Source organism: Vibrio sp. AH4, from assembly GCF_030710545.1.
GTDB lineage: Bacteria > Pseudomonadota > Gammaproteobacteria > Enterobacterales > Vibrionaceae > Vibrio > Vibrio metoecus.
Map to the genome: position 1 here is coordinate 1280464 of NZ_JALAIV010000001.1, position 21244 is coordinate 1301707.

The window sequence follows — 21244 nt, forward strand, 5'->3', positions numbered from 1 at the left end:
GTTAAATACTAATATTGCAATTAGTCCATAAAAAGGTTTGGACAGAGTTATCCGATGTAAAGTGATGATATGATCTGTTGCACTATGTTGATTAAATTATTGAGATCTAAGCTGCTTTCATCAAACAAAATTCTTCATTGAAAATACTAGGTTACTGTACTCTATGCATAATGTTTTTATATGAAGGCTAGAGCATGGCAATAAAGAACGTAATTCTTCATGAAGTTACACGTAAGAACGATGGTGATCCAGTAGTAACAAATCTGCGTGATGAAGAAAACTCGATTGAAGGCTTAGGAAGCAAGCTAACTGAACAACTAATTGACTTGTTTTCTCAATCAACGCTTAATATTGGTGAGTTTGGCGTAGATGGTGATTCGACGCTTGAACCAGCTTTCGAGCAACAGTTAAAGCGCCTACAAAACAAAGAGAAAACCTTCGTTGAAACTACCAAGGACATGGCTGAGCGATTTGCTGATATTATCCGTGAGCCTAAGCTCCAAAGTGTCAAAGGTGGTATACTGGCATTTTACATGTATGAGTATCGTGAGAACACATTGTTAGCGATTACCGTACTAAATCGAATTGACGGTATTAACGCAAGTAAAGATCTTGATTTAAGTTCAGCTACAATCATAGACCTTAACCGCTTACACTTAGGCGCATCTATCAACTTAACTGACTGGGACGAGGGCTTGAGTACTCGCTATATCAAGTTCAAAACAGGTCGTTCTGTTGAAATGCGCGATTACTTTGAGTCTTTTATTGGGTGTCAGCGTGATAAACAAGCCGCAACTCGTGAAACGAGTGCTTTAAAAACAGCGATCAAAACTTATTCTTCTGAGCTAGGCTTAGGTAGTGATGAGACACAATCAAAATTAGATAGTGCTCATAGCTTTATCCAAGAGCAACAGAAAGCGGGTAAAGAAGTGCTCCTAACACATGTCGCTAATGCAGTTTTCCCTGATTCAACTGACGATTTCTTAGCTATTGCTCGTAATGACGAACATCAACTAAGCGAGCAAATAGCGATTAGTTCAGCAGAGTTGAAACGTTATGTTCGCTTAAGTGGCCGTGGTAAAGGTGTATCAATTAGCTTTGACAACGAGTTGCTTGGTAAAACCGTTACATTTGAAAATGAACAGTTGATTTTTACTGATATCCCAGAGACATTGAAACAGAGCATTATAGACCTTCAGCGAGAAGCTAAAGACAATGACTAGCTATGAATATTGAGACGTTAAAGCTATACAAGTCGATAAGAGAGTTGATGACCGATGTGGTTGTTGACGGCAACGACGTGTATGGTTTTGTAGACTTTAACGCAGATATTGTTGACAAGCTTAAGCGGTTGAATGAAGTCGGGCTGTGCTCGGCTTCATTTAGTATTTATAAAGACGATACTAGAAAGCCTGATTTAACAGTAAACGATGAGATTACTGATAAGCACTACAATGCGTGTAATCGAGCTAAGATCGAATTAAGCAAACAATCAGCTCAAAACAAAGATTACTTTATATGCTCTACTTGGGCTGATTTAACAAACTATACAGATTATCTGCTCAATCCTGTTGAAGCAGTCTATATCAGCGACCTCAACGAAATTCTCACGAAAGATTCTAAAAATGCTAAGTTCACAACTTATCTAAATATTTCAAAAGTGTGTAACTTAATTAAGGATGTTGCCCATGTAAACAAAGGCAACATATATACTATTTTATGTGGTCAACCACTAGATATAACTTTGTCTGTTGATCACTCCGTGCTTAGTGCAGATATTGATATTGGTTTTTATGATGAGTTGCTAGGTAAAGACCAGCACAAAGAGGCGATGAACAGTTTAGTTCGCGAGGCTCTTTACAACCTATTAAGTGATCTTGACCCTAAGTCGAGATTGTCTCATCTAGTTAACAATTTTAATGCATTTACAAGTAAATTATTAGTTAGTTATGAGCAATATGTTCGAAACTATTCATTTGATAAAGTACGTAAAGAGTATCGAGAGAAAGCAACAGAGTACATAGACAAAGTAAATAAAGTGTTTGATGAAGTTGCCACCAAAACATTTTCGATTCCATTGGGTGTATGGTTTGCTACTTCGCAAATGCAAGCAACAGACTCGATAGAAAGCCTTCAATTTTTTAAGAATATCTCGTACTGCTTGATGGTGTTTTTCCTGGTTGTCGTGGTCTGTTGGAATCTGTTAGGTCAGTTTGCGACATTAAGTGCTACTGAGAATGAATATAAAGATCTGTTCAAGCGTCTAGGTGATGAGCTTGAAGCAGGCCAAAAGGATGAGCTTGGAACATTAGAGCAGGGCTTAGATACAAGAAAACTGAGAGTGTGGCTCAAGCTATTAGCGACTATGGTTTTCGCTATCGTATTGCTTGTTTTTACAGTGCTGGTCACGTACAAAGCGATTACGCTTCCAATAGTAGCTGGATAAAGTATCACAATAAAACATATTACAACGAAGATACTATGTCGCTCATAATCAGATTTAGTTAGAAAAGCCTTCGACAGTGTCAAAGGCTTTTTTGTATCAACCAACTCAACTCAAACAATTTAATCTTTAATCAAGTTCCAAGGCATTAAGTTTCATTGTGCTTGGGGATAGTCATAAAGTTTTTACCATTGCCAGTTAATGAATGGAATTATTCGAGTTATTCTTCCATTTACTATGTTTCCTAAAATCAACGACATTCGGGCTATTGGCGATTGCCTCATCGATCTCTGCCTGAGTATTTTTTTCTTCACAACGTTTTTGGTACTTTTTGCGTATGACGTTAGGTATCAAAACGAATGATGCCCAAAATGAAGTTTTTGCGGCATCATAAATAGCACTTTCAATGTATGTACGAAAATTCTCGTCTCCCGCGACTTCGACAGCATAAGCGATAAACTCATCATATATACTTCCATCTCTAGCAGACTGTAACGCCCAGACAATGCCACTACGCTCTCCATCATACAAAGGTAGTTCTAGCTCCTTTGTAGCTTGTTCAAGCTCTGACAAAGCGGTCATTGTGGTATCTAGCACCAATGAAGAAACAATACCTAACTCTTTAAGCTCACTGTAATATCCCGTAGTGAAAAGCTCACCAAAATCCCTCTCATAGGGTAATTCTGCCTTGAATGTGATCGTGGCTAGTTCTTGAGCATTAGCGAGTCGAGAAACTTGAGATGCGCGATAGAGTTTTTTATCTCCTAGTAGCATCGGAATTGGTTCTGATGGTCGCTCATCGTTACTGATGCGGTTAGGATTGTTTCTCTTAAAGTTTTCAGCCTGCTCGAAAATCTCTTTGTACACTTCATCACGGTCGATTGGTGGGTATCCCCATTCATCAAGCAAGATAATCAAGTCGAAATGCAGTTCAGCTTTGATATCGTCTCGCTTGTTCCAATCGGTATATTTGGCTTTATCATCAATGACCTTTTTTACCTCTTTTGACAGTTCAAGCAGCTTATCTTCTGGGTAGGTAAAGTCGTACTTATGAGCCAGTGAAATGAGAATGTCGTAAAACGCTTTTTCTTCAAAATCTATCCCCATTTCACCAAACGAAGCCATTTCAGCACGTAGTTCATTGTAAAGATTGATAATTTCATCTGAAAAATCATTGATGACTTCCGAGCGAAGTACATTCTTTTCGTCACGCTCATTATACTTTTCAACCAACATATTCATTTTCTTAGTGAAATCGATACCTTTCACTTTGTTGGTCTTTTTAAACTCACCAATCGCTTTGGCAAGCATTTGCTGAAGCAGTTGCAGTTTCGTATTTGGCTGTTTCACCATTTCCAGCTTGGCAAGGTAATCATCATCGAAAATATCAATTTCACTACCGTCTTTCTCACCCAGCTTAAAGATCTCTTCGACTCCATCACTGATCAGAGCATCTTTGACCAAATCCCTTACTCTGCGGTTCATTTGCTCTACATCTGGCGCACCGCCAGTGGTGATTTTAAATACTATGGTTCGAACGGCTAGATAGTAATGAATTTTGTCTTTATGGGCTTGGGTCAGTTCACTGCTTCCAACACAAATGTCATAAGCCGATTTAAGACGCTTAGTCAGATCCATAAACGTCTTTTCAAACTTCTTGGTTCTGAGTGCAAAGTCAGCCGAGGCATTTAAACAATGTAGCTGCTCTAATGGAGTGCCGTTAAAGTACGGCTTAGAGTCGAATTTATGGAATAGAGCATCCAACAAACTCAGGTGATCTTTAACGATAATGACCGATTGTTTGATGTCTTCTAAGTTCTGTTCTTGCCCCGAGGTGTATTGGGAAAGGGCAAGGTTCATCTGTTTTTTAATGCCGATGTAATCGACAACCAGACCATTCTCTTTACCTTCGAATTTACGGTTTACTCTCGAAATGGTTTGGATCAGATTGTGTTTTTGCAATGGCTTATCAATGTAGATGGTATCGAGGAACGGTACATCAAAGCCTGTTAACCACATATCCACTACAATCGCGATTTTGAAGTTCGACTTGCCATTTTTGAACTGACGATCTAGCTCTTTACGATACTCTTTGCTACCGAGCTTATCCCACAACGTTTTATCATCATCTTTGTCACGAGTCATAATCATCTTGACTCGTTCCATCGGCTTCACTTTTTTCTTATCATTTTCCGATAAAGTCGCACCGTCCTCACAGACTTTTACCTCATCCCACTCAGGACGAAGCGCAATCAGTTCTTTGTAGAACTGATAAGCGATTTCACGACTGCTACAAACGAACATTGCTTTGCCTTTTTGAGTCGTACCTTCTTCAACACGTTTCTCATAATGCTCAACAAAGTCTTTTGCTATGGCCTTAATGCGATCTGGATCGCCCAGTATGGTAGACATACTTGCCATAGTCGTTTTGCTTTTATCTATTTGATATTCGTTTGCTCCAGCTTCTTCACAGGCTTTATAGTATTTTTCGACCTCTTCGAGCTGTCGGCTATCAATCAGAACTTTTGCCGCTCGACCTTCATAGACAATTCGAACAGTTATTTCATCGTAGACCGATTCGGTCATTGTGTAGCGATCCACAATCGCACCAAACACGTCCAACGTTGCGTCAATCGGCGTACCTGTAAAGCCAACGTAAGTAGCGTTAGGTAAAGAGTCGTGCAGGTACTTAGCAAAGCCGTAAGTCTTTTTCACCCCGTCTTCAGTAACGGTAATTTTCTGTTCTAAATTGGTTTGGCTGCGGTGCGCTTCATCCGAGATGCAAATGACGTTGGTTCGCTCAGTCAGCAACTCCAAATCTTCAGTAAATTTATGGATGGTAGTCAGGAATACACCACCACTTTTACGCCCTTTCAAGTGTTCACGAAGTTCAGCACGGCTCTCTACACTAATGATGTTTTGATCACCTACATAACCTTTTGCATTGGTGAATTGACCTGAAAGCTGGTCATCCAGATCAGTACGGTCAGTGATAAGAATAATGGTTGGGCTACCTAATTCGACATCTTTCATCAGTAGGCGAGATAAGAACAGCATTGTGTAGCTCTTACCACAACCAGTTGCTCCAAAATACGTACCACCCTTACCGTCACGAAGAGGGTCACTACTCACTAGCTTACCGTGCTCATCAAAGCACTTCATATGCTGTTTGATATTGGCAAAAAGCTTGGTTGCTGCGTAATACTGAGGGTAACGACAAACGATCTTTTCTTGTTTGCTTGTAGTATCAGGAAAGTAGATAAAGTGACGTATCACATCAGTGAGTCGTTTTTTGTTAAACAAGCCGCTGATCATCGTAAAGAGGGAATCGATTCCATCTTTATCTAGCTTCTCTGCACCCGTAATTTTACGCCAAGAGTAATAGAACTCGTATGGGGCAAAGTAAGACCCCATTTTGTTATTCACACCATCACTAATCACGCATAGAGCGTTGTATTTGAATAGTTCAGGGATATCTCGATCATAACGAGTGGTTAGCTGCTTATACGCATCATAGATAGTCGCGTCTTCACGAATAGCGCTCTTAAACTCAAACACCACCAATGGTAAACCATTGATGTACAGAATGCCGTCAGGGATACGCTGCTCATAGCCTTGTATCTCCATTTGGTTAACGATTCGGTAGCAGTTGTTATCGAGATCAACATAGTCGATAAGCTGAATGTATAAGTCTTTCTGGCTTGCATCTTCACGTTTAAGCAAAAAACCATCAGAGACAAACTTCATGATGGCTTTGTTGGTATCGTAGAGATCTGAAGCTGGAAGATACTCAAGCTTATGGATAATTTGCTCTATCTCATAAGCTGTAATACCTTCCGCTTGGTAACGTTTGGCTAGAAATTCACGAAGATCGGACTTAATCAGCACATCTTCAGGTGCTCGCTCAATCGACTCGCCACGAGTATGTGGATAGCCTTCTTTCCCTAGCAGTTCAATGATGGCTTGTTCTAGCCGTTCTTCTGTGAATTTCATTGCGTTCAACTCGTTGCTAATTTACTTAAAATAATTGATCTAAGCTCTTTCAGTTTTTGCGAAGTTTGAGCTAGGGCTTCAATATTTGAAAAGATTACTTCAGCGATAGCCTCAAACTTGGCAAGCACACCTTCAGATGGAACTAAAACCAAGAACTCTTCAATATCTGCCTTCGTAAGAGCTTGTCGAGTAGAAGCACCTTCACTGGTCCCTAACAATCTAGACTTATAGTTCGAACTAGCTAAGCTACACTGCAAGTAATAGGACATCTCTAGGTTTGGTCGAATTATCATCACGTGTTGGTTTACTCTGGCGGGTAGAACTGAATCTGGCACAACGCAACAGCGTGCAACAGAAACCCCCGTAATATTGATAAGCACATCTCTAGATTCAATTTCTACATTCGCCAACTTTTTAGCTTGAGCATCATCAATAAATGCAAGGTCTTCGAATACAAACTGATAGTCGTGTACATTCATACTACGGATAAGAGAAATACCTTGGGAATTATATGCTCCTTTACCACCTCTTGGTGTTGAACCGCTACCTATTTTGTTTGCCAACTCATCAATACGCTTGATCTCCCAACCTTCTGGTATTTTTGGAAAGTCTAGGTTTTTTGTTTCAGCCAAGACGATTGATTCATCAGGTAGAGAAAAATCCACAAACCATTCTTTATAAATAGCTTTAGCGGTGTCTTCTAGCTTTTTGGTTAGTTGTTCGTTAAGTACAATACGGTCATTCACCACATTGTATTCACGTACAATTTCACGCTGCTTTTCGATAGATGGGACTGGTAGCTCAACTTCACACATCTCATCATAATCAAAAAATTCGTGAGCGCTGCCGTGACTCTTAAAACGTGCATAACGGTCAAACTCAGGTCGTCTAAACCACATCATTAAGTACTGAGGATCTAGTTTATTCGCATCCTTGACCTCAAAAATTCGGTATGACGGAGATACAATACACGTATCACCATCCCTAAGCGCTATAGAGATCTTATCTCCATTTCGTGTCGTGGCTCGATTAAAAGCAAACTGGTTTTTCTCCACAATCCTATATTTGGACAGGTCGATACCATTTAAGTTTGTCTTAGCTTTTACAAAGTACTTAGCGTTGTTTATGCCCAGTAAATTATTATATTTTAACTCTTTGTTAGGTAAGCCTTTTTGGACTATGTAGTCACCAAGCTTCTTATAATTTGATTTCATAACCTAACTCTTTAAATACGTTTAACAACTCAAGTTTAGATTCTGATTCCTTAACTAAAAGCTCAGTCATATCAGATTGAAGCTCCGTCATTTTTTCATCAAAATCGATGTTCTCGTCTCTATTGAAAAAATGAATGTATTTACTAGGAACAAGAGAGTAGTCCTTGGCGGCAATTTCAGCTTTTTTAGCCGAATAGCAGTATTCGGGGATGTCAGAGTAATCGCTCTCAGCCCCTACTTGCTGCCAAGTGTGAAGTGTATTAGCAAAGTCTGTAATATCTTGCTCAGAGAACTGAATGAACTTCTTCTCAAACGGTTCGCCACGTTGACGTAGATCCATAAACAGAACTTCTTCTTCACGATCTCTGTAGTTCTTAGTCACATCTTCGTGAGCAACTGTATGCGCTCTTTTGTTTTTATTAATTATCCATATGGATACGCTGATATCAGTCGTGTAGAACATACTACCTGGCAATATAATGATGGCTTCTACCAAGTTATTTTCTACTAATTTTGCTCTTATAGCCCTCTCAGTCGCTCCACCTGAAAGTGCTCCATTAGAAAGAACAAATCCAGCGATGCCATTTTCAGATAACTTTGAAACCATATGCAAAATCCAAGCATAGTTGGCATTACTGATTGGTGGTGTTTCGTAGCCGTCCCAGCGGTGATCATCAACCAGCTCATCGGAAGCTCGCCAATCTTTTTGGTTAAATGGTGGGTTTGCCATAATAAAATCAGCTTTCAGGGTTTCGTGCTGATCATTGGCAAAGGTATCTTTGGCGGCTGCGCCAAGGTTGGCTGAGATACCACGAATAGCGAGGTTCATTTTCGCTAGTTTGTAGGTTGCACCTGTATACTCTTGACCATACACAGAAATGTCTTTCTTGTTGCCTTTGTGGTTCTCAATGAACTTCATTGACTGAACAAACATACCGCCCGAACCACAACAAGGGTCATAGATTTTACCTTTGTATGGCTCAATCAATTCCGCGATTAGGTTAACGATGCTCTTTGGTGTGTAGAACTCGCCTTTACCCTTACCCTCTGCAATCGCAAATTTAGACAAGAAATATTCGTAGACTCGACCCACCACATCTTCGTGTGGATTCGCTAAGGTATCGATGTTGTTAATGACATCAATCAATGCAGCTAGCTTACTGACATCCAAACCAAGACGGGAGAAGTAATTGTCAGGCAATGCGCCTTGTAGTGCTTTGTTGGTTTTTTCGATGGTACTTAAAGCGGTATCAATCTTTAGGGAAATATCTTCTTGTTTAGCGTTTTTCTGAATAAAGCTCCAACGGCTCTCTTCAGGTAGATAAAACACATTGTCCTTGGTGTAAGCTGGAACCATATCAATGTGTTTTTCTAGCCCTGCATCAATTAGCTTTTGACGCTGTTTCTCAAAGGTATCGCTGATGAACTTGAGGAATATCAGGCTTAAAACGATGTGTTTGTATTCGGATGATTCAACACTACCACGTAGTTTGTTGGCTGCATCCCAGAGTGTTTCTTCAAATGATTTTTCGTTTTTCTTTTCTGCTGGTTTCTTAGCCATGTTCTTGTTTGCCATGCGATATTTAGTGGGGAAATTTTACCGTAATATGCAACATACTCCTAGCGTGCTGCCTAGTAGATGTACATTGTTTGTCGTGGTTGATGAAAATTAACCGTGTTTTAGGGGAGAAGCTCCTTAGCATCACAGCCCAAAGTCTCCGCAATTTCATACAACTTCTCAATCGTGATATTGACTTCACCGCGCTCAATGCGTCCTACATAACTTCTATCTATCTCTGCGAACAACGCGAGTTTATCTTGAGTTAACCCTTTGGATTTCCTCATTTTTGCAATGCGTTTGCCCACCAGTGCTGCAAGCTTCTTGTTCATGTTTTTTATTTATGAAATTAATTTGTTGAACAATTGCACAGTTGCGGCATATAACTCCACGGATTATAATCCTCAAAATCATCAATAAAGGCCATTTTTTGAACACATGAAGGTAAAGATCAGAAAAGAGTTATTTCTCGCCATTTATTACAATGAACATTTCTCTGCCAATGACTTAAAGTCCTTTCCAATAGACTGTGATGAGAAAGAATACTTATCAGATGAATACGTCGAAAAAAAATTGAAGGAAATGTCGCTTATCGGCGCAATCCTCTCATGCGGCTTCGATAAACGCGGCGATGAGAAGTTTTCCAAAGGGTTTATGTTCAACCATACCGATTGGGAGGTTGTTGATTACGATAATTACAGTGAGGATTCCAATTACCTTTCCCTCAAAAAAGAAAGTCTCTTGGCGATTTTGCAAGATAAACAGTCAGAGCTGTCAGAGTCCAATTCTCTTCATCAAAGGGCATGGAAGCATTTCAATCGGTTGTGTGCGCAATACTCCGAGCTTAGGCCATGCATAGAACAATACATCTCAGAACATGACAATCGCAGATTGGATATCAAAGCCGAAATGCTGGCAGTAGAAAATGCAATTAACCTCTACAAGAACACAGCCCAACTAGAAGAAAGTGGGAGTTAGTTTGCACAATCCTATACTTTACGCACATGCCACAAATAACAACATGCTCGTGGGGCAGTTTGTTCAACGATCGAAGAACAACTTGTCATTTTCATATTCTGAACAATGGTTAGCATATCATTCATCCTTTCCGATCTCGTTGAGCCTACCGTTAAGAATGGGAGAAAATTCATCATTTAATATATTGAATTTCATGAATAATATTCTTCCTGATTTAATGGAAGAACGATTAAGCCTTGCTCACTCAATGGGAGTGCAATCCAACGATGTATTCACCTTACTCTCAAAAGTTGGTCACGATTGCACGGGCGGCATTTCATTTACTGAGAGTAGGGAGCCGCCAAATATAGGGTGGAAATATCGAGAGATCTCGGCAAGTGAATTAAATGAACTCGTTACCCAGCGTAAGTCATTTCTTCCATGTTTTGGTGACTACAGGCCATGTGTATCTGGTACACAAAGAAAAACCACGCTGATGAAAACAAATGGAAGGTGGTATGTCCCACAGGGAACCGCGTTCAGTAGTCACATAGTTAAGTATCCGATGGATGTGATTACCCAAAGTAACTCCGTGCTAGATATGAGTAGCAGCATTGAGAATGAATTCATCTGTACGCAAATAGCGAAGGAACTTGGTTTTAAAGTCCCCGACATTGAGATAATAACCGCAGAATCAGGAGCTAAAGCCCTTGCAGTAAAACGGTTCGACCGATGTTTTGGTGATGGAGTTGTGACTCGTAGACACCAAGAAGATTTCTGCCAGATTTTGGGTGTACCTGAACATCAAAAATATCAATCGGAGAACAACCTCGGTGTCTCCAAAATTGTTGATGTTTTAAGTCTCTCTGCGCAAAGCAAGACGAACAATCATAACTTTTTTAAGTTCATGATTTTACAGTGCCTTCTTGGTGCTACAGACGGTCATCTCAAGAATTTTTCCGTGCATATTGATCCTGGCGGGCACTATCAACTAACACCTTTCTACGATTTGCTATCAGCTTACCCCGCTGTCGGTAATAGGGGCTTAAATAAGCGCAAGCTAAAACTAGCAATGGGACTGCAAGCATCACGAGGATACAAATACCATATCAGCAAGATTTGCTTACGGCATATAGAGCAGACAGCGAGTCAGTTTGGTATCAGCAATGCTGAATGCCATGAAATCGTCTATGCCTTTCTCGCTCAATTTAGTAGCGCACTGAGTTCTATAGACAAAAGATTCCCTGGACAGGAGTTTGCGTTGGTAAAGGATGCAATATTTCAACATGCCACTGAAGTCGTTGAAAAGTTAAACAGAACAATTAAGTAAACATCTGGGGTAACAATGGTTGCCCGTGTTGTAAACATACTCGTTAGCAGTGAGGGGAAATATGGCTGAAACCACGACCAATGGAAGTAACACGACTCTCGACTTGAAGCAGTCTTTCGCGCTGTTAAGTGTCGATAAAAGCGGTATCGTAACGATGAAATTTGGAGATGAAGTAACGTTTTTTATGAATGACAAATGTTCAGCAATCACGGCCGATTTATTAAAAGTGATTGCGTCAATAAAAAATGGGAGTATCCAGCAATGAAGCGCGAAAAAGAAAAGATCCGTGGTCTAACAGAAACTTCGTGTAAGAACCACTTCTGTTGATTGCTCCTTCTCAATAAATGAAAAAAGAACTAGATGTGATCGTCGGTGATTATTCAGTTCGATTTAGATGGCGACTATTAGGAGTGAGGATGGTATACCCAAACAACTTGAAGTTGCAGGTGGGCGGCAAATGAGTGAATCCCCATGAGCATAGATAAAGCTATGTGATTGGGGTGAACGAATGCATCCAACACCGCTGCAGCTTTAAGTAGGAAGGGTATATATACAGTATGTTATGGTTGTATATGGGGGCTTTTTTGTGAGTAAAAAATCTTTCTCAGACACTTTAATACTCCCTGCACCAAGTGGTGGCATCAGGTCAATTTCTGCAAGAACCCTTTTTGCAGTAACTTCGCTGCACAGCCATTATTCTCAAATCCGATGATATAAGGTTGGCAGCATTGGTTTCCAATGCCAGCCTGCATGGTATTGATAGATTCTTCATGCAGGCTAGACGTAGAGTAAGCGTGTTTGAACGACCATTTTCCAGTGGCACTAATAGCAGGAGGGTATGGTATGGATACAGTCCATATAAGACCGACATGTATATTAAACTTGCTGATTTGTATAGATTATTTTACAACTTTGTCCTTAGGAGAAAGATGGAAAAACGCCAGCTATGAGATTAGGTATAGCAAAAGGCGCAGTTTCTATAGAAAAAATCATTTATCACAATGATGTGAAAGAAAGCTTGGGCTACATCAAATATTGGTATAGTATTCATATCAGTTGGTTGGGTTATACGACGACTATTTGATCAAAGTAACTCTCTGATAGATATGGCTTAAAAGTGCTTGACAGCAGTGGCTACGAGTACTAAAGCATAAGTGTAGATTGTGGCGGTAGGAACATCCCCACGTAAAAAACCTAAATTCCTTGTATTATCTACAAAAAAACCCTGACTCAAGTCAGGGTTTTTTTGTAGATGGGATCGGATATGGAACTAAAAAAATTAGATCAATCTTTCTATGTAGACAACCCCAAAGTAGAACAAGATTTGGATTTTGATAGTCAGTTAGGCACATGGAATAGCAGTAAAACCAGAGGTCATGGCATTGTTAAAATCACCATTAACGGATTAACATTCGCCATTCCTGTAAGATCATATATCAAGCACAATACCTCATATATCTTAGAGGTGAACCGCCAAGATCGAACCATCAAAGGCATCGGGCTGGATTACTCAAAGGCACTCTTAATCAGAGATGATAGCCATGTTACTGATGATGTATTTGTCTTACGAAATAAGAAGTCTGGTAAAAAACTCATCGGCAAAGAAGAACATATAACCAGTCAATTTCAGAAGTATGTTGAAAAATATATTGATGCAGTAAAGCGCAACGATGCCAATATATACCCGTTCAACTTGAAGATGCAGGTTTCAATATCTGAAAATTGTCCGTAATTCTGGATGCGAGTGAGCCTGCAACTTCTGCTAGCGTCACATCAAAAAACTTTTTGATAGCAGAGGTGAATGCTGCTTTGGAGGGAAAATAGACATTGTTCCTCACATGCTCATTCATTAATTTCCAAAGCCGCTCTATCGGATTTAAGTTTGGACTGTATGGTGGCAAGTAATGAAGCTCTATATTGAGCACTTTTGCCGCATTCTTCACCATTTCTGACCGATGATAGGCTGCGCCATCAAGCACAATATGCACGGTTTGCTCTAGTGGATAACACTCTTTCTTGAGCTTCCAAAAGAAGCGAACAATACTCTCGCTATCTATCGTCTCATAAGTATCGGTGATCGTGTCGCTAATCTCTTTCTGGGGTAGAGCACCGATTAAATTCACTCGAGTACGACTACCTGTCGTTTCAATAAGCTTATCCTGCCCCTTACGGATCCAGCCATAGCTGAGCTTTGTTGATTGAGTCGGATGAACAGCATCCATGAAAAGCACTGGCGCATCATTGGACTTAAGCACCTCGTTGTAATACACGATAAATGCTTGCTGCTCTTCAGGTTTTAGCTTGTGCGGTACACCTTTGGGCTTTTTGTATGAAAAACCGTGGTGATGTAACCACTTATTCATGCCTGCAACTGTGTAGCGAACGGCGAATTCAGCCTCGACGTAAGCAACGATTTGATGGGTATGGAAATAAGTTTTTTCAGTCAAATGCTCGATTAGATGCATGGTTTGGGTAGCAGAAAGCTTACTTTGGCTTCCACCATTTTCAGGCTTGAGTTTTTCAGAAAGCACGTAGTCGCTGAGGTGACGTGCAACAGTCGATTCGTGAATGCGAAGAGCTTGAGAAATCATCGCCTGACTCCAACCTTCAGACGCAAGTAAGACCGCTTTGATGCGGTCACGTACTCGACCATCACGAGTGGAATCGTGCATCTCTTCGAGTTGTAGTTTCTGTTGGGGAGTCAGTGTTATTTTCATGGAGCGTAGCATGATCCTGATTTTATGAGAAATCAAGCATCTTCAATGATCACTGGTATATGAAAGCAAAAATCGGCATTCTATCAGAAGAGCTTGCTCGTAAGCGCATGATTCGCATTGCAGAAGGAAAAGTGACGTCTGAAGAACCTCACCCAAAATTTTTGTTTGAGTCACTGGCTGCGCTTTCACAACTGTTGTCTAACGAAAATGTTGAACTGTTGAATTTGATTGCTCGCGAAAAGCCAAACAGTCTTGATGAACTTGCTGAAATGAGTGGGCGCAGTATCAAGGATGTTACTGATACTTTCGCTGCTCTTTCATCTAAGGGCTTTGCTTGCCTGGATGTGAGGGGAGTGGAATCTCGACCAATAGCGTTGTTTACGACTTTCGAGATTACTATAGGTTGATAATTGTTAGCTTATTTTCACACGATATAGCGTTTATTACAGATTAATGTGATTCTAGTTCAACTATTTTCCTTATGAAACAGTGCGATAAATATTGTTGCTTGGTTAACATAACCACAAAGCAATAATGCACTTGAGCTTAGGTGATATTGGTGAGTTACAGAACAGTTCGTATTACAGAGTTAATGGCTTATGAGTTTGGACAGGTTGAAGGTGGCTTTAATGAACTCAATGAAAGCGAGTTGAAGACGGCAATTCCATCAGGAATGGGGTTTAAAGCTTTCATGGAGCAGCTAAAGCAAGGACACCTTGTTTTACTGACGGACTCACCTTCAACACCGATGCTGATCTCTGAGTCAGGTACTATGGGCGAAGCCAGAACGTGGGCTTTGAACTCTCAAGCTACAGATAACCTTGAGCCTGCTGCTCAAAACGCATTGCTTGCTAGAACTCGAATGAGTGGAAGTAGCGCTGGCTACAGTCGAAGTAAAAGCTTACATCCTCCGTTGCCGATGCCAACATATATTCCAGAGCCTCCGAGACCAGATTACTCAGATGAACCACCTAAGTTAAAGTATGAATACAGCTTTGAAATTGCGTGCTCTCAAGATTCGGTACGTAAAGCGGGTAATTGCCACTTTATTTTGACCAAAACAGAGAATGAAGTGGAGCTAGGGCGATGGACTGAAACAAAGACAGAACATGGCACCCGCTACACTATACAGACAGCATTTGATGAGCCTAAACGACTTGTCGCTCAAGTTGCTTCTCGTCCTATGGGAATTTCTCCTACACATTCCGTCAAAGTCAGGAATATCGGCGCACAAGTTGCTAATGAAGGGTTTATTCCCGTGACACCTACAGTGCAGTTGGGTGAACGATTGGGGTTCCCTACCGAAGGCTTTTATTATCACTTCCACGACAACCAGTTGGTACAAGAGTACCGTTTACAGGGCGATAAACGTTGGAGTTTTTATGCCACCCTAAGCAGGCATCAGCGTCTTGATCCAGAAAGAGGTTACAACACAGATCAAACAGCGATTCTGGTCTTTTGGAAGCTTGGCGGTAAAGTTGTCGAAAATCAGTATCTCGTTTACCTAGAAAGACAAATTACTCGTGATGAGTTAGATAATTTGACCGATGATTGGTTGAACGAGCATGGGGTAAAGTTAGATATCCCTCAGCTACTTGAGGCGACCAAACACCCCATAATTAAACGAACTGAAGCAGCGAAACCAGCCGAACAAAAGCAACCAGAGCCAGTTAATCATATTGTTCAAACCGATCCCGAAACAGGAACACGAGAAACGTGGACGAAGATTGCCAACCAGTATGGACTAGCCCCGAAAGCTTTGTTGGATCTTAATCCGCAATATGACGCAGACCCGATGTCTTTATCGGTAGGTGATTCTCTGAATGTGCAGAAGCCGCGACCTCAACACATTGAAAAGGAATCCGTTTATGAGATACCACCAGAGACTCCTAAGCGATTTAACCAACCGTTGAATACATTTTATGGCTATACAGGACACTGTTTAGCTGATACGTCAATAGTCTCAATTAGTAACGAAAGGTTGGTCGAAAAAGACATCCCTGTAGTTAACTTAAAAATATTGTCTACGAAATCGAAAGCAACGGATTATGGCAAGCTGGCATTTTTGGCGTTGCATGCGAGTGAAGCAGGCTCTAATCTTGGGATTGTCAGTACCAATACCACCTCTACGTTAGGGAAATGGAGCATTTCAGGTGAAGCGCTACGCAGCTTTGCCAGAGTTGGCGGAGGTTTGATTACTGCATTATGGCCTTCTCAGCTTGGGGATGGGACACTTGATGGCAATCCTGAGTTTGCTACGAGTGATACCACTACGATGCGTGTCCGTTTCAATATGTACACCGATGAAAATGGCAAGCAGCAAATTGTGGGCATTAAAACGGGCGAAGGAAGCGCATACGGTGATCGCGTGGCGAAGCGTGAGGCTGTGCAGCAAGGTCAACACTTTATTGCTGAGCTGGATAACGGCATCACAATCACCTGGACACCTGACGGTTCAACTGATGTCCTCACCCCCGATACCGTATTACCCGAGAATGACCAACTGGATGTTCATAACATCTGGGTTCGTCCAATTGAAGAGCATGAGCAAGAAATTGGCACGGCTCTCTACCCAGAAGAAGAGCTAGCTGAATATATTGTCACCTTTCCTGCTGATGCAGGGTTATCTCCACTGTATTTAGTTTTCAGTAAACCTAAAGTAAAACCATTGGAGGTCGGAACTTATGGTGAGCTAGCGCCCAGAAGTAAAAAAGATGGTATGGATATTGACCATATTCCTTCTCTTGCGGCACTGGTTAAAGCTACAGAAATGCTCTATCGTCGTAAATTGAGTAAAAACCAAATTGCAGAGATAAAGAAAACATCTGTAGGTATAGCAATTCCATCTCAAGTCCATCAAAAATGCAGCGAAACTTATGGCGGAAGAAATAGAACAGAGAAGCAACAATTGGACGCAGAAAACTTAGAAAAAGCTGTTGATAATAACTTTGATGCTATAGAAGCTTGTCTCAAGGCTGAGGGATATTCTCAAAATGAACTTGAGCAGGCTCGTCAAGAAATACACAGACTCAATAAACAAAATGGATGGTATTAAATGAATTGCTCTTATGAATACTTTGTGGGGAATACGTATCAAACTTTATTAAAAGATGCATCCTTTCTTTCACTTATAGGAGGGAATGTGCCTGAAATTGTTGATGAAAGCTTAGATAGTTTCTATATCGTTTCGGATAGTAGTAAAGCTGAATTGATCTTCAATAAGCATACTCAGGTACTTGAAGTTATTATCTTTAAGAAAAGTGTTGATGGGAGTTTCCCCAAGTCATTGAATAGTCATATGGATGCTGATGAAGTTCGTAGTATTCTTGGGAACCCCATTGAAATAGTTCAAGCGCGAAAACTACCTGTTTTAGGAATGGTTCCACCTTTTGATAAATTCGAAGGCAACGTGGAAGTGACTTACTCTATTGATACTGGCTTAGTTGAGGAAGTTCGATTTGGTTCATTGAATTAAACCAAGTGGCTCACTAAAAGGTGATCTAGATCGAATTACTGCGTCATTTACGACATTCTGATTCATTATGTGCCGCTCTATTACCCTTTGAAGAGCCTTTTTCTTGAGAGCGGCGCTTTCTAATTGTAACGTAAACAAAACGAAGGTTTGTGTTACATCTCCTTTCTCATCTTTTTTTAATGAATATCCTTCCATTTTTTGTAACAAAACTCGTAAACTAAACTATGTAACATAAACGTATGGAAGTGTTTCATGATAATTGGATATGCGAGAGTAAGCACTACAGATCAAAACTGTGATTATCAGATTGATGAACTAACCAAATCTGGCTGTGAAAAAATCTTTATAGAAAAGGCTTCAGCTAAGACCAAAGAGCGCCCTGAACTCACGAGATTACTAGATTCCCTGCGTCAGGATGACATAGTTGTCGTTTATAAACTCGATAGGCTTGGACGCAGCCTTAAGGATCTTATTACTTTGCTTGAGATGTTTAAGAGCAACGGAGTTCAGTTTAAATCATTGTCCGAAAACATTGATACAACAACATCTACAGGGAAGCTAGTGTTTAACGTGATTGGAGCTATAGCTGAGTTTGAGCGAGATATTATCGTGGAAAGAACCAAGGCTGGACTTAAAGCTGCAAGAGCGCGAGGCAGAAAAGGTGGCAGGAAGCAAAAACTCACAGATAAGCAAATTAAGCTAGCGAAATCGATGCTACAAGATCCCTCAGTACAAAAATCTGATGTGGCTAAGCACTTCAATATTTCTAGGCCAACGCTCAACAGATATCTAGATGCGGCACCAGATTTGGAACAAGAGAGTCTGTTTAAATAGCGTCTTTAATTTGAAATGTCGGAATTTGGGAATTGGTGCAAATAAAATCTAGGAGAAGACCAGTTGAGCAAAGAGAAAGGACAAAGAAATAGAAATCTCTTCATTGCGTGGGTTGATGAAATGAAGGCCAAGAACCCTCCGAATTGGCTGGATTACTGGCATGGTGATACTTTAAGTCCCAAAAAGATCGCAGATGAACTTGGTTTTGATTCGTCTGCATTCAAAGCATCTAGAAACAAAAAACTCTTCGAACTATTCGATGAGCTTAAGAAAGAGCTTGCAACAGAGGGGGTGTATCAAAAACGGAAAGAGAATCTGCCACTGGAAGAACAGAGCGCTGAAGTCAGGGGATTGTTCCAGGACAATATGGACGAGGGTATAACAGATAGCATCAAGGTTCTTGACTTAAAGCGGTTCAATGCTCGGTTACAAGCTGAGAATGCAAAACTTACCGCCGAAGTCGCTAGGCTATCTGAATTTAAAGAAGTTCTCATTGAAATGGGGCTTTGGAAATGAGTAACGGTACTTTCTTGGTTCGGATTACCCAGATATATCAATATCATCCTGATAATGTTCAGTTAGGTGCTGTGTTTGTTAACCAAAACGCTGGAGCACACCGAATCGTATTGCTAACTACTCAAAACCAGCTAAATATGAAGCCGCAAGTAGGGCAGCAATGGGAGATATTAAAAGAGAATAATTATAGTGTGCGACAACAGCTAGTTAGTGTGGGTGGTTATGTGGACGTGTGGCGTTTCATGCAACCCAAACTTAAGTGTGTGATGCCCGACAATGGTATTGGTTTCGTTAACTTTTTAAGCTCTGAGAAAGAGTTTGTCGGTATTGGCAGGGTGAAAGCACAATTACTCTGGGCTGAATTCCGTAGTGACATTTTCACCATGCTCGAATGCGAAAAAGATGAACCATATAAACATGATAAATCAATAAGTAACTTTCAAGCGATCAAGGATGTTTTGAGGAGTGATGGGACGGTAAATGCGCTTTATCAAGGTTTTAGAAAATATACCAATCTCAAGTATGCGAGCCAGTTAGTTGAGTGGGAGGTAGAAGAACCTATTCAACGTCAACTTTTTAGATTGTCAGGTAAGGATGCAATTGGATTTTTGAAAACGAATCCGTACCGCTTGTTCTCTTTGGGTATGAGATTTAGCAAGGTTGACGAGATCGCACAAAAGCACTTCAAAGTTGAACCAAGTGATGAAATAAGGCTTGCAGCTATAATTGAACAATCTTTGCGTCTATGGAATGACAAAGGGCATACGGTTGCACTTTGGCGTGATATAGAACATACGATTCGCACCTACTTAAATAACGACAAGTTACTTATTGAAAGGGCTAAACAGTTAACTGGCGACATCATCGGTTTTGTAAAACACGATGACAAATACTACGTCTCAGGCAACTATATTTTTGAAAAAACAATAGCGAAACGATTCAGCAAACTCAGCAAGATGGGAAGCCTTTGGCGAAGTGAACTAGAGGTTGCGTTCACTACTTCTATCCCTGAAGGTTGGAAACTTGAGGAAGCTCAAGCAAGAGCGGTAAGGACAGCATTAGTCAGCCATATTTTCGCTCTCACTGGAGGTGCTGGCACAGGTAAAACGACAACCACGAAGCTTATCGTTGATGCCTATCAAAAATTAGGTTTTAGTATTTACCCAGTAGCGCTTTCAGGAAAAGCAGCTAGACGCCTTCAGCAGTCTATTGGCATTAATTGTATGACGATAGCGCGATTATTACGTCAAGATAGTATCCCAGATAACAGTGTTTTACTGATTGACGAAGCGTCGATGCTAGACGCTTACACTATGTGGCGTTTGGTTACTTTGTTCTCCGACAGGTCAAGGGTCGTACTCGTGGGAGATCCTAATCAGTTACCTCCGATCAATGCAGGGTTAATTTTGCATGATGTTATTAAGAGCGGGGTAATCAATCATGTCGAACTAGATGTGGTTAAGCGACAAGGCGCTATCAGTTCTATTCCTGCGTATTCGAATGACATACGTAATGGCAATAAGCCATCTTCTTTAACGACGTCTGATATTACGTTCCATGAATCAAGTGATGACCTACTTCAGGACGCTGTGTCGGTTTATTTGAAATACGACAGGGCGATGATTGTAGCATCGACGAATGCCACCGTAAGAAATGCTAACCTCAAGTTACAAGCAGAAGTGAACCCTAATGGTCGTGTACTTGATTTAACAAATATGCCGATCACTAAAGGAAGTTATGAGTTCAGAGAAGGTGACCCGATAGTTATAACCCTGACGAGTTATAAGTATGGCGTTCAAAATGGCACTTTGGGCGTGATAACAAATGCTGAAGCAACCGACGAGTATGCTTGTGTTATTGAGCTAGAGGATATTGGCGAGGATGGAAGTAAAAGATCTTTAAAGGTCGATTGGCAGTTATTCGAATACATAGAGCTAGCTTATGCGCTAACGCTACATAAGTTGCAAGGCTCGCAAGCTGAGAATGTAATCATACTACTGGAGCGAAGCTTATTGCTCGATCGAAGTTGGCTTTATACAGCCATAACACGAGCCGAAAGTATGGTACATATCATCGGTAAGGAATATGACTTGCAGCATGGCATTAACAAGTGCAGTGCTTTGGATACACGCAAAACAGCTTTGTCAGAAATGTTGAAAAATGCTTTAATGGAGCTGAATTGAGTAACAAATGCGGACTTTTTTACA

The 21244-nt window shown here is 40.7% G+C and carries 17 protein-coding genes; 12 read left to right on the plus strand and 5 right to left on the minus strand.

Annotated elements, in window-relative coordinates:
• Window positions 1-194 precede the first annotated feature (194 nt).
• Together MKA69_RS06095 and MKA69_RS06100 are read left to right on the plus strand one after the other, a co-directional pair.
• The gene (locus tag MKA69_RS06095) at window positions 195-1223 is read left to right on the plus strand and encodes a nucleoid-associated protein (RefSeq protein ID WP_047929083.1); all 1029 of its coding nucleotides are present in this window, start codon (window positions 195-197) and stop codon (window positions 1221-1223) included.
• Window positions 1224-1270: 47 nt separating this feature from the next.
• On the plus strand, window positions 1271-2446 hold the full coding sequence (locus tag MKA69_RS06100) for a hypothetical protein (RefSeq protein WP_126936781.1): 1176 nt from the start codon (window positions 1271-1273) through the stop codon (window positions 2444-2446).
• Between the two features lie 195 nt (window positions 2447-2641).
• Here MKA69_RS06100 and MKA69_RS06105 read toward each other — a convergent pair whose 3' ends face one another.
• From MKA69_RS06105 to MKA69_RS06120, 4 genes are all read right to left on the minus strand, one after another.
• The gene (locus MKA69_RS06105; protein WP_305847686.1) at window positions 2642-6436 is read right to left on the minus strand and encodes a type I restriction endonuclease subunit R; all 3795 of its coding nucleotides are present in this window, start codon (window positions 6434-6436) and stop codon (window positions 2642-2644) included.
• A 5-nt stretch (window positions 6437-6441) separates the two neighbouring features.
• The gene (locus MKA69_RS06110) at window positions 6442-7650 is read right to left on the minus strand and encodes a restriction endonuclease subunit S (RefSeq protein WP_071186918.1); all 1209 of its coding nucleotides are present in this window, start codon (window positions 7648-7650) and stop codon (window positions 6442-6444) included.
• Entirely contained in the window at window positions 7634-9211 is a 1578-nt protein-coding gene (locus tag MKA69_RS06115) for a class I SAM-dependent DNA methyltransferase (RefSeq protein WP_305847687.1), read from the minus strand. Before MKA69_RS06115 ends, MKA69_RS06110 begins: the two co-directional genes overlap by 17 nt.
• Before the next feature lie 119 nt (window positions 9212-9330).
• Complete coding sequence (locus MKA69_RS06120; RefSeq protein WP_001035409.1) at window positions 9331-9540, minus strand: helix-turn-helix domain-containing protein; 210 nt, start codon at window positions 9538-9540, stop codon at window positions 9331-9333.
• 106 nt (window positions 9541-9646) lie between these two features.
• Between MKA69_RS06120 and MKA69_RS06125 the strand changes: the two genes are divergently transcribed.
• From MKA69_RS06125 to tenpIN, 4 genes are all read left to right on the plus strand, one after another.
• Window positions 9647-10186 carry a hypothetical protein gene (locus tag MKA69_RS06125; RefSeq protein WP_305847688.1) on the plus strand — a complete coding sequence of 180 codons (540 nt, stop codon included), beginning with the start codon at window positions 9647-9649 and terminating at the stop codon, window positions 10184-10186.
• The gene (locus MKA69_RS06130) at window positions 10176-11495 is read left to right on the plus strand and encodes a HipA domain-containing protein (RefSeq protein WP_305847689.1); all 1320 of its coding nucleotides are present in this window, start codon (window positions 10176-10178) and stop codon (window positions 11493-11495) included. The genes MKA69_RS06125 and MKA69_RS06130 overlap by 11 nt, the downstream gene beginning before the upstream one ends.
• Window positions 11496-11556: 61 nt before the next feature.
• Window positions 11557-11760, plus strand: coding sequence for a hypothetical protein (locus MKA69_RS06135; protein WP_000852434.1), 204 nt, complete (start codon window positions 11557-11559; stop codon window positions 11758-11760).
• 999 nt (window positions 11761-12759) lie between these two features.
• A complete protein-coding gene (gene tenpIN, locus MKA69_RS06140; RefSeq protein ID WP_305847690.1) occupies window positions 12760-13227 on the plus strand; it encodes a type III toxin-antitoxin system TenpIN family toxin in 468 nt (155 codons plus the stop codon).
• Here the strand turns inward: tenpIN and MKA69_RS06145 are convergent.
• Window positions 13184-14212 carry an IS630-like element ISVch6 family transposase gene (locus MKA69_RS06145; RefSeq protein ID WP_305847691.1) on the minus strand — a complete coding sequence of 343 codons (1029 nt, stop codon included), beginning with the start codon at window positions 14210-14212 and terminating at the stop codon, window positions 13184-13186. The genes tenpIN and MKA69_RS06145 overlap by 44 nt on opposite strands.
• Window positions 14213-14271: 59 nt before the next feature.
• On the opposite strand from MKA69_RS06145, the gene MKA69_RS06150 reads away from it, so the two are divergent.
• The 6 genes from MKA69_RS06150 (at window position 14272) to MKA69_RS06175 (ending at window position 21220) form a co-directional block, all read left to right on the plus strand.
• Window positions 14272-14619 (plus strand): transcriptional regulator, encoded by a 348-nt coding sequence (locus tag MKA69_RS06150; protein ID WP_305847692.1) that lies wholly within the window; start codon window positions 14272-14274, stop codon window positions 14617-14619.
• Window positions 14620-14804: 185 nt separating this feature from the next.
• A complete protein-coding gene (locus MKA69_RS06155) occupies window positions 14805-17267 on the plus strand; it encodes an S-type pyocin domain-containing protein (RefSeq protein WP_305848230.1) in 2463 nt (820 codons plus the stop codon).
• Complete coding sequence (locus MKA69_RS06160; protein ID WP_051848344.1) at window positions 17268-17687, plus strand: hypothetical protein; 420 nt, start codon at window positions 17268-17270, stop codon at window positions 17685-17687. It begins immediately after the preceding gene.
• 252 nt (window positions 17688-17939) lie between these two features.
• Complete coding sequence (locus MKA69_RS06165) at window positions 17940-18521, plus strand: recombinase family protein (protein WP_017043092.1); 582 nt, start codon at window positions 17940-17942, stop codon at window positions 18519-18521.
• 63 nt (window positions 18522-18584) lie between these two features.
• Window positions 18585-19037, plus strand: coding sequence for a hypothetical protein (locus tag MKA69_RS06170; RefSeq protein ID WP_305847693.1), 453 nt, complete (start codon window positions 18585-18587; stop codon window positions 19035-19037).
• Window positions 19034-21220 (plus strand): ATP-dependent RecD-like DNA helicase, encoded by a 2187-nt coding sequence (locus tag MKA69_RS06175; protein ID WP_305847694.1) that lies wholly within the window; start codon window positions 19034-19036, stop codon window positions 21218-21220. The genes MKA69_RS06170 and MKA69_RS06175 overlap by 4 nt, the downstream gene beginning before the upstream one ends.
• Window positions 21221-21244 lie beyond the last annotated feature (24 nt).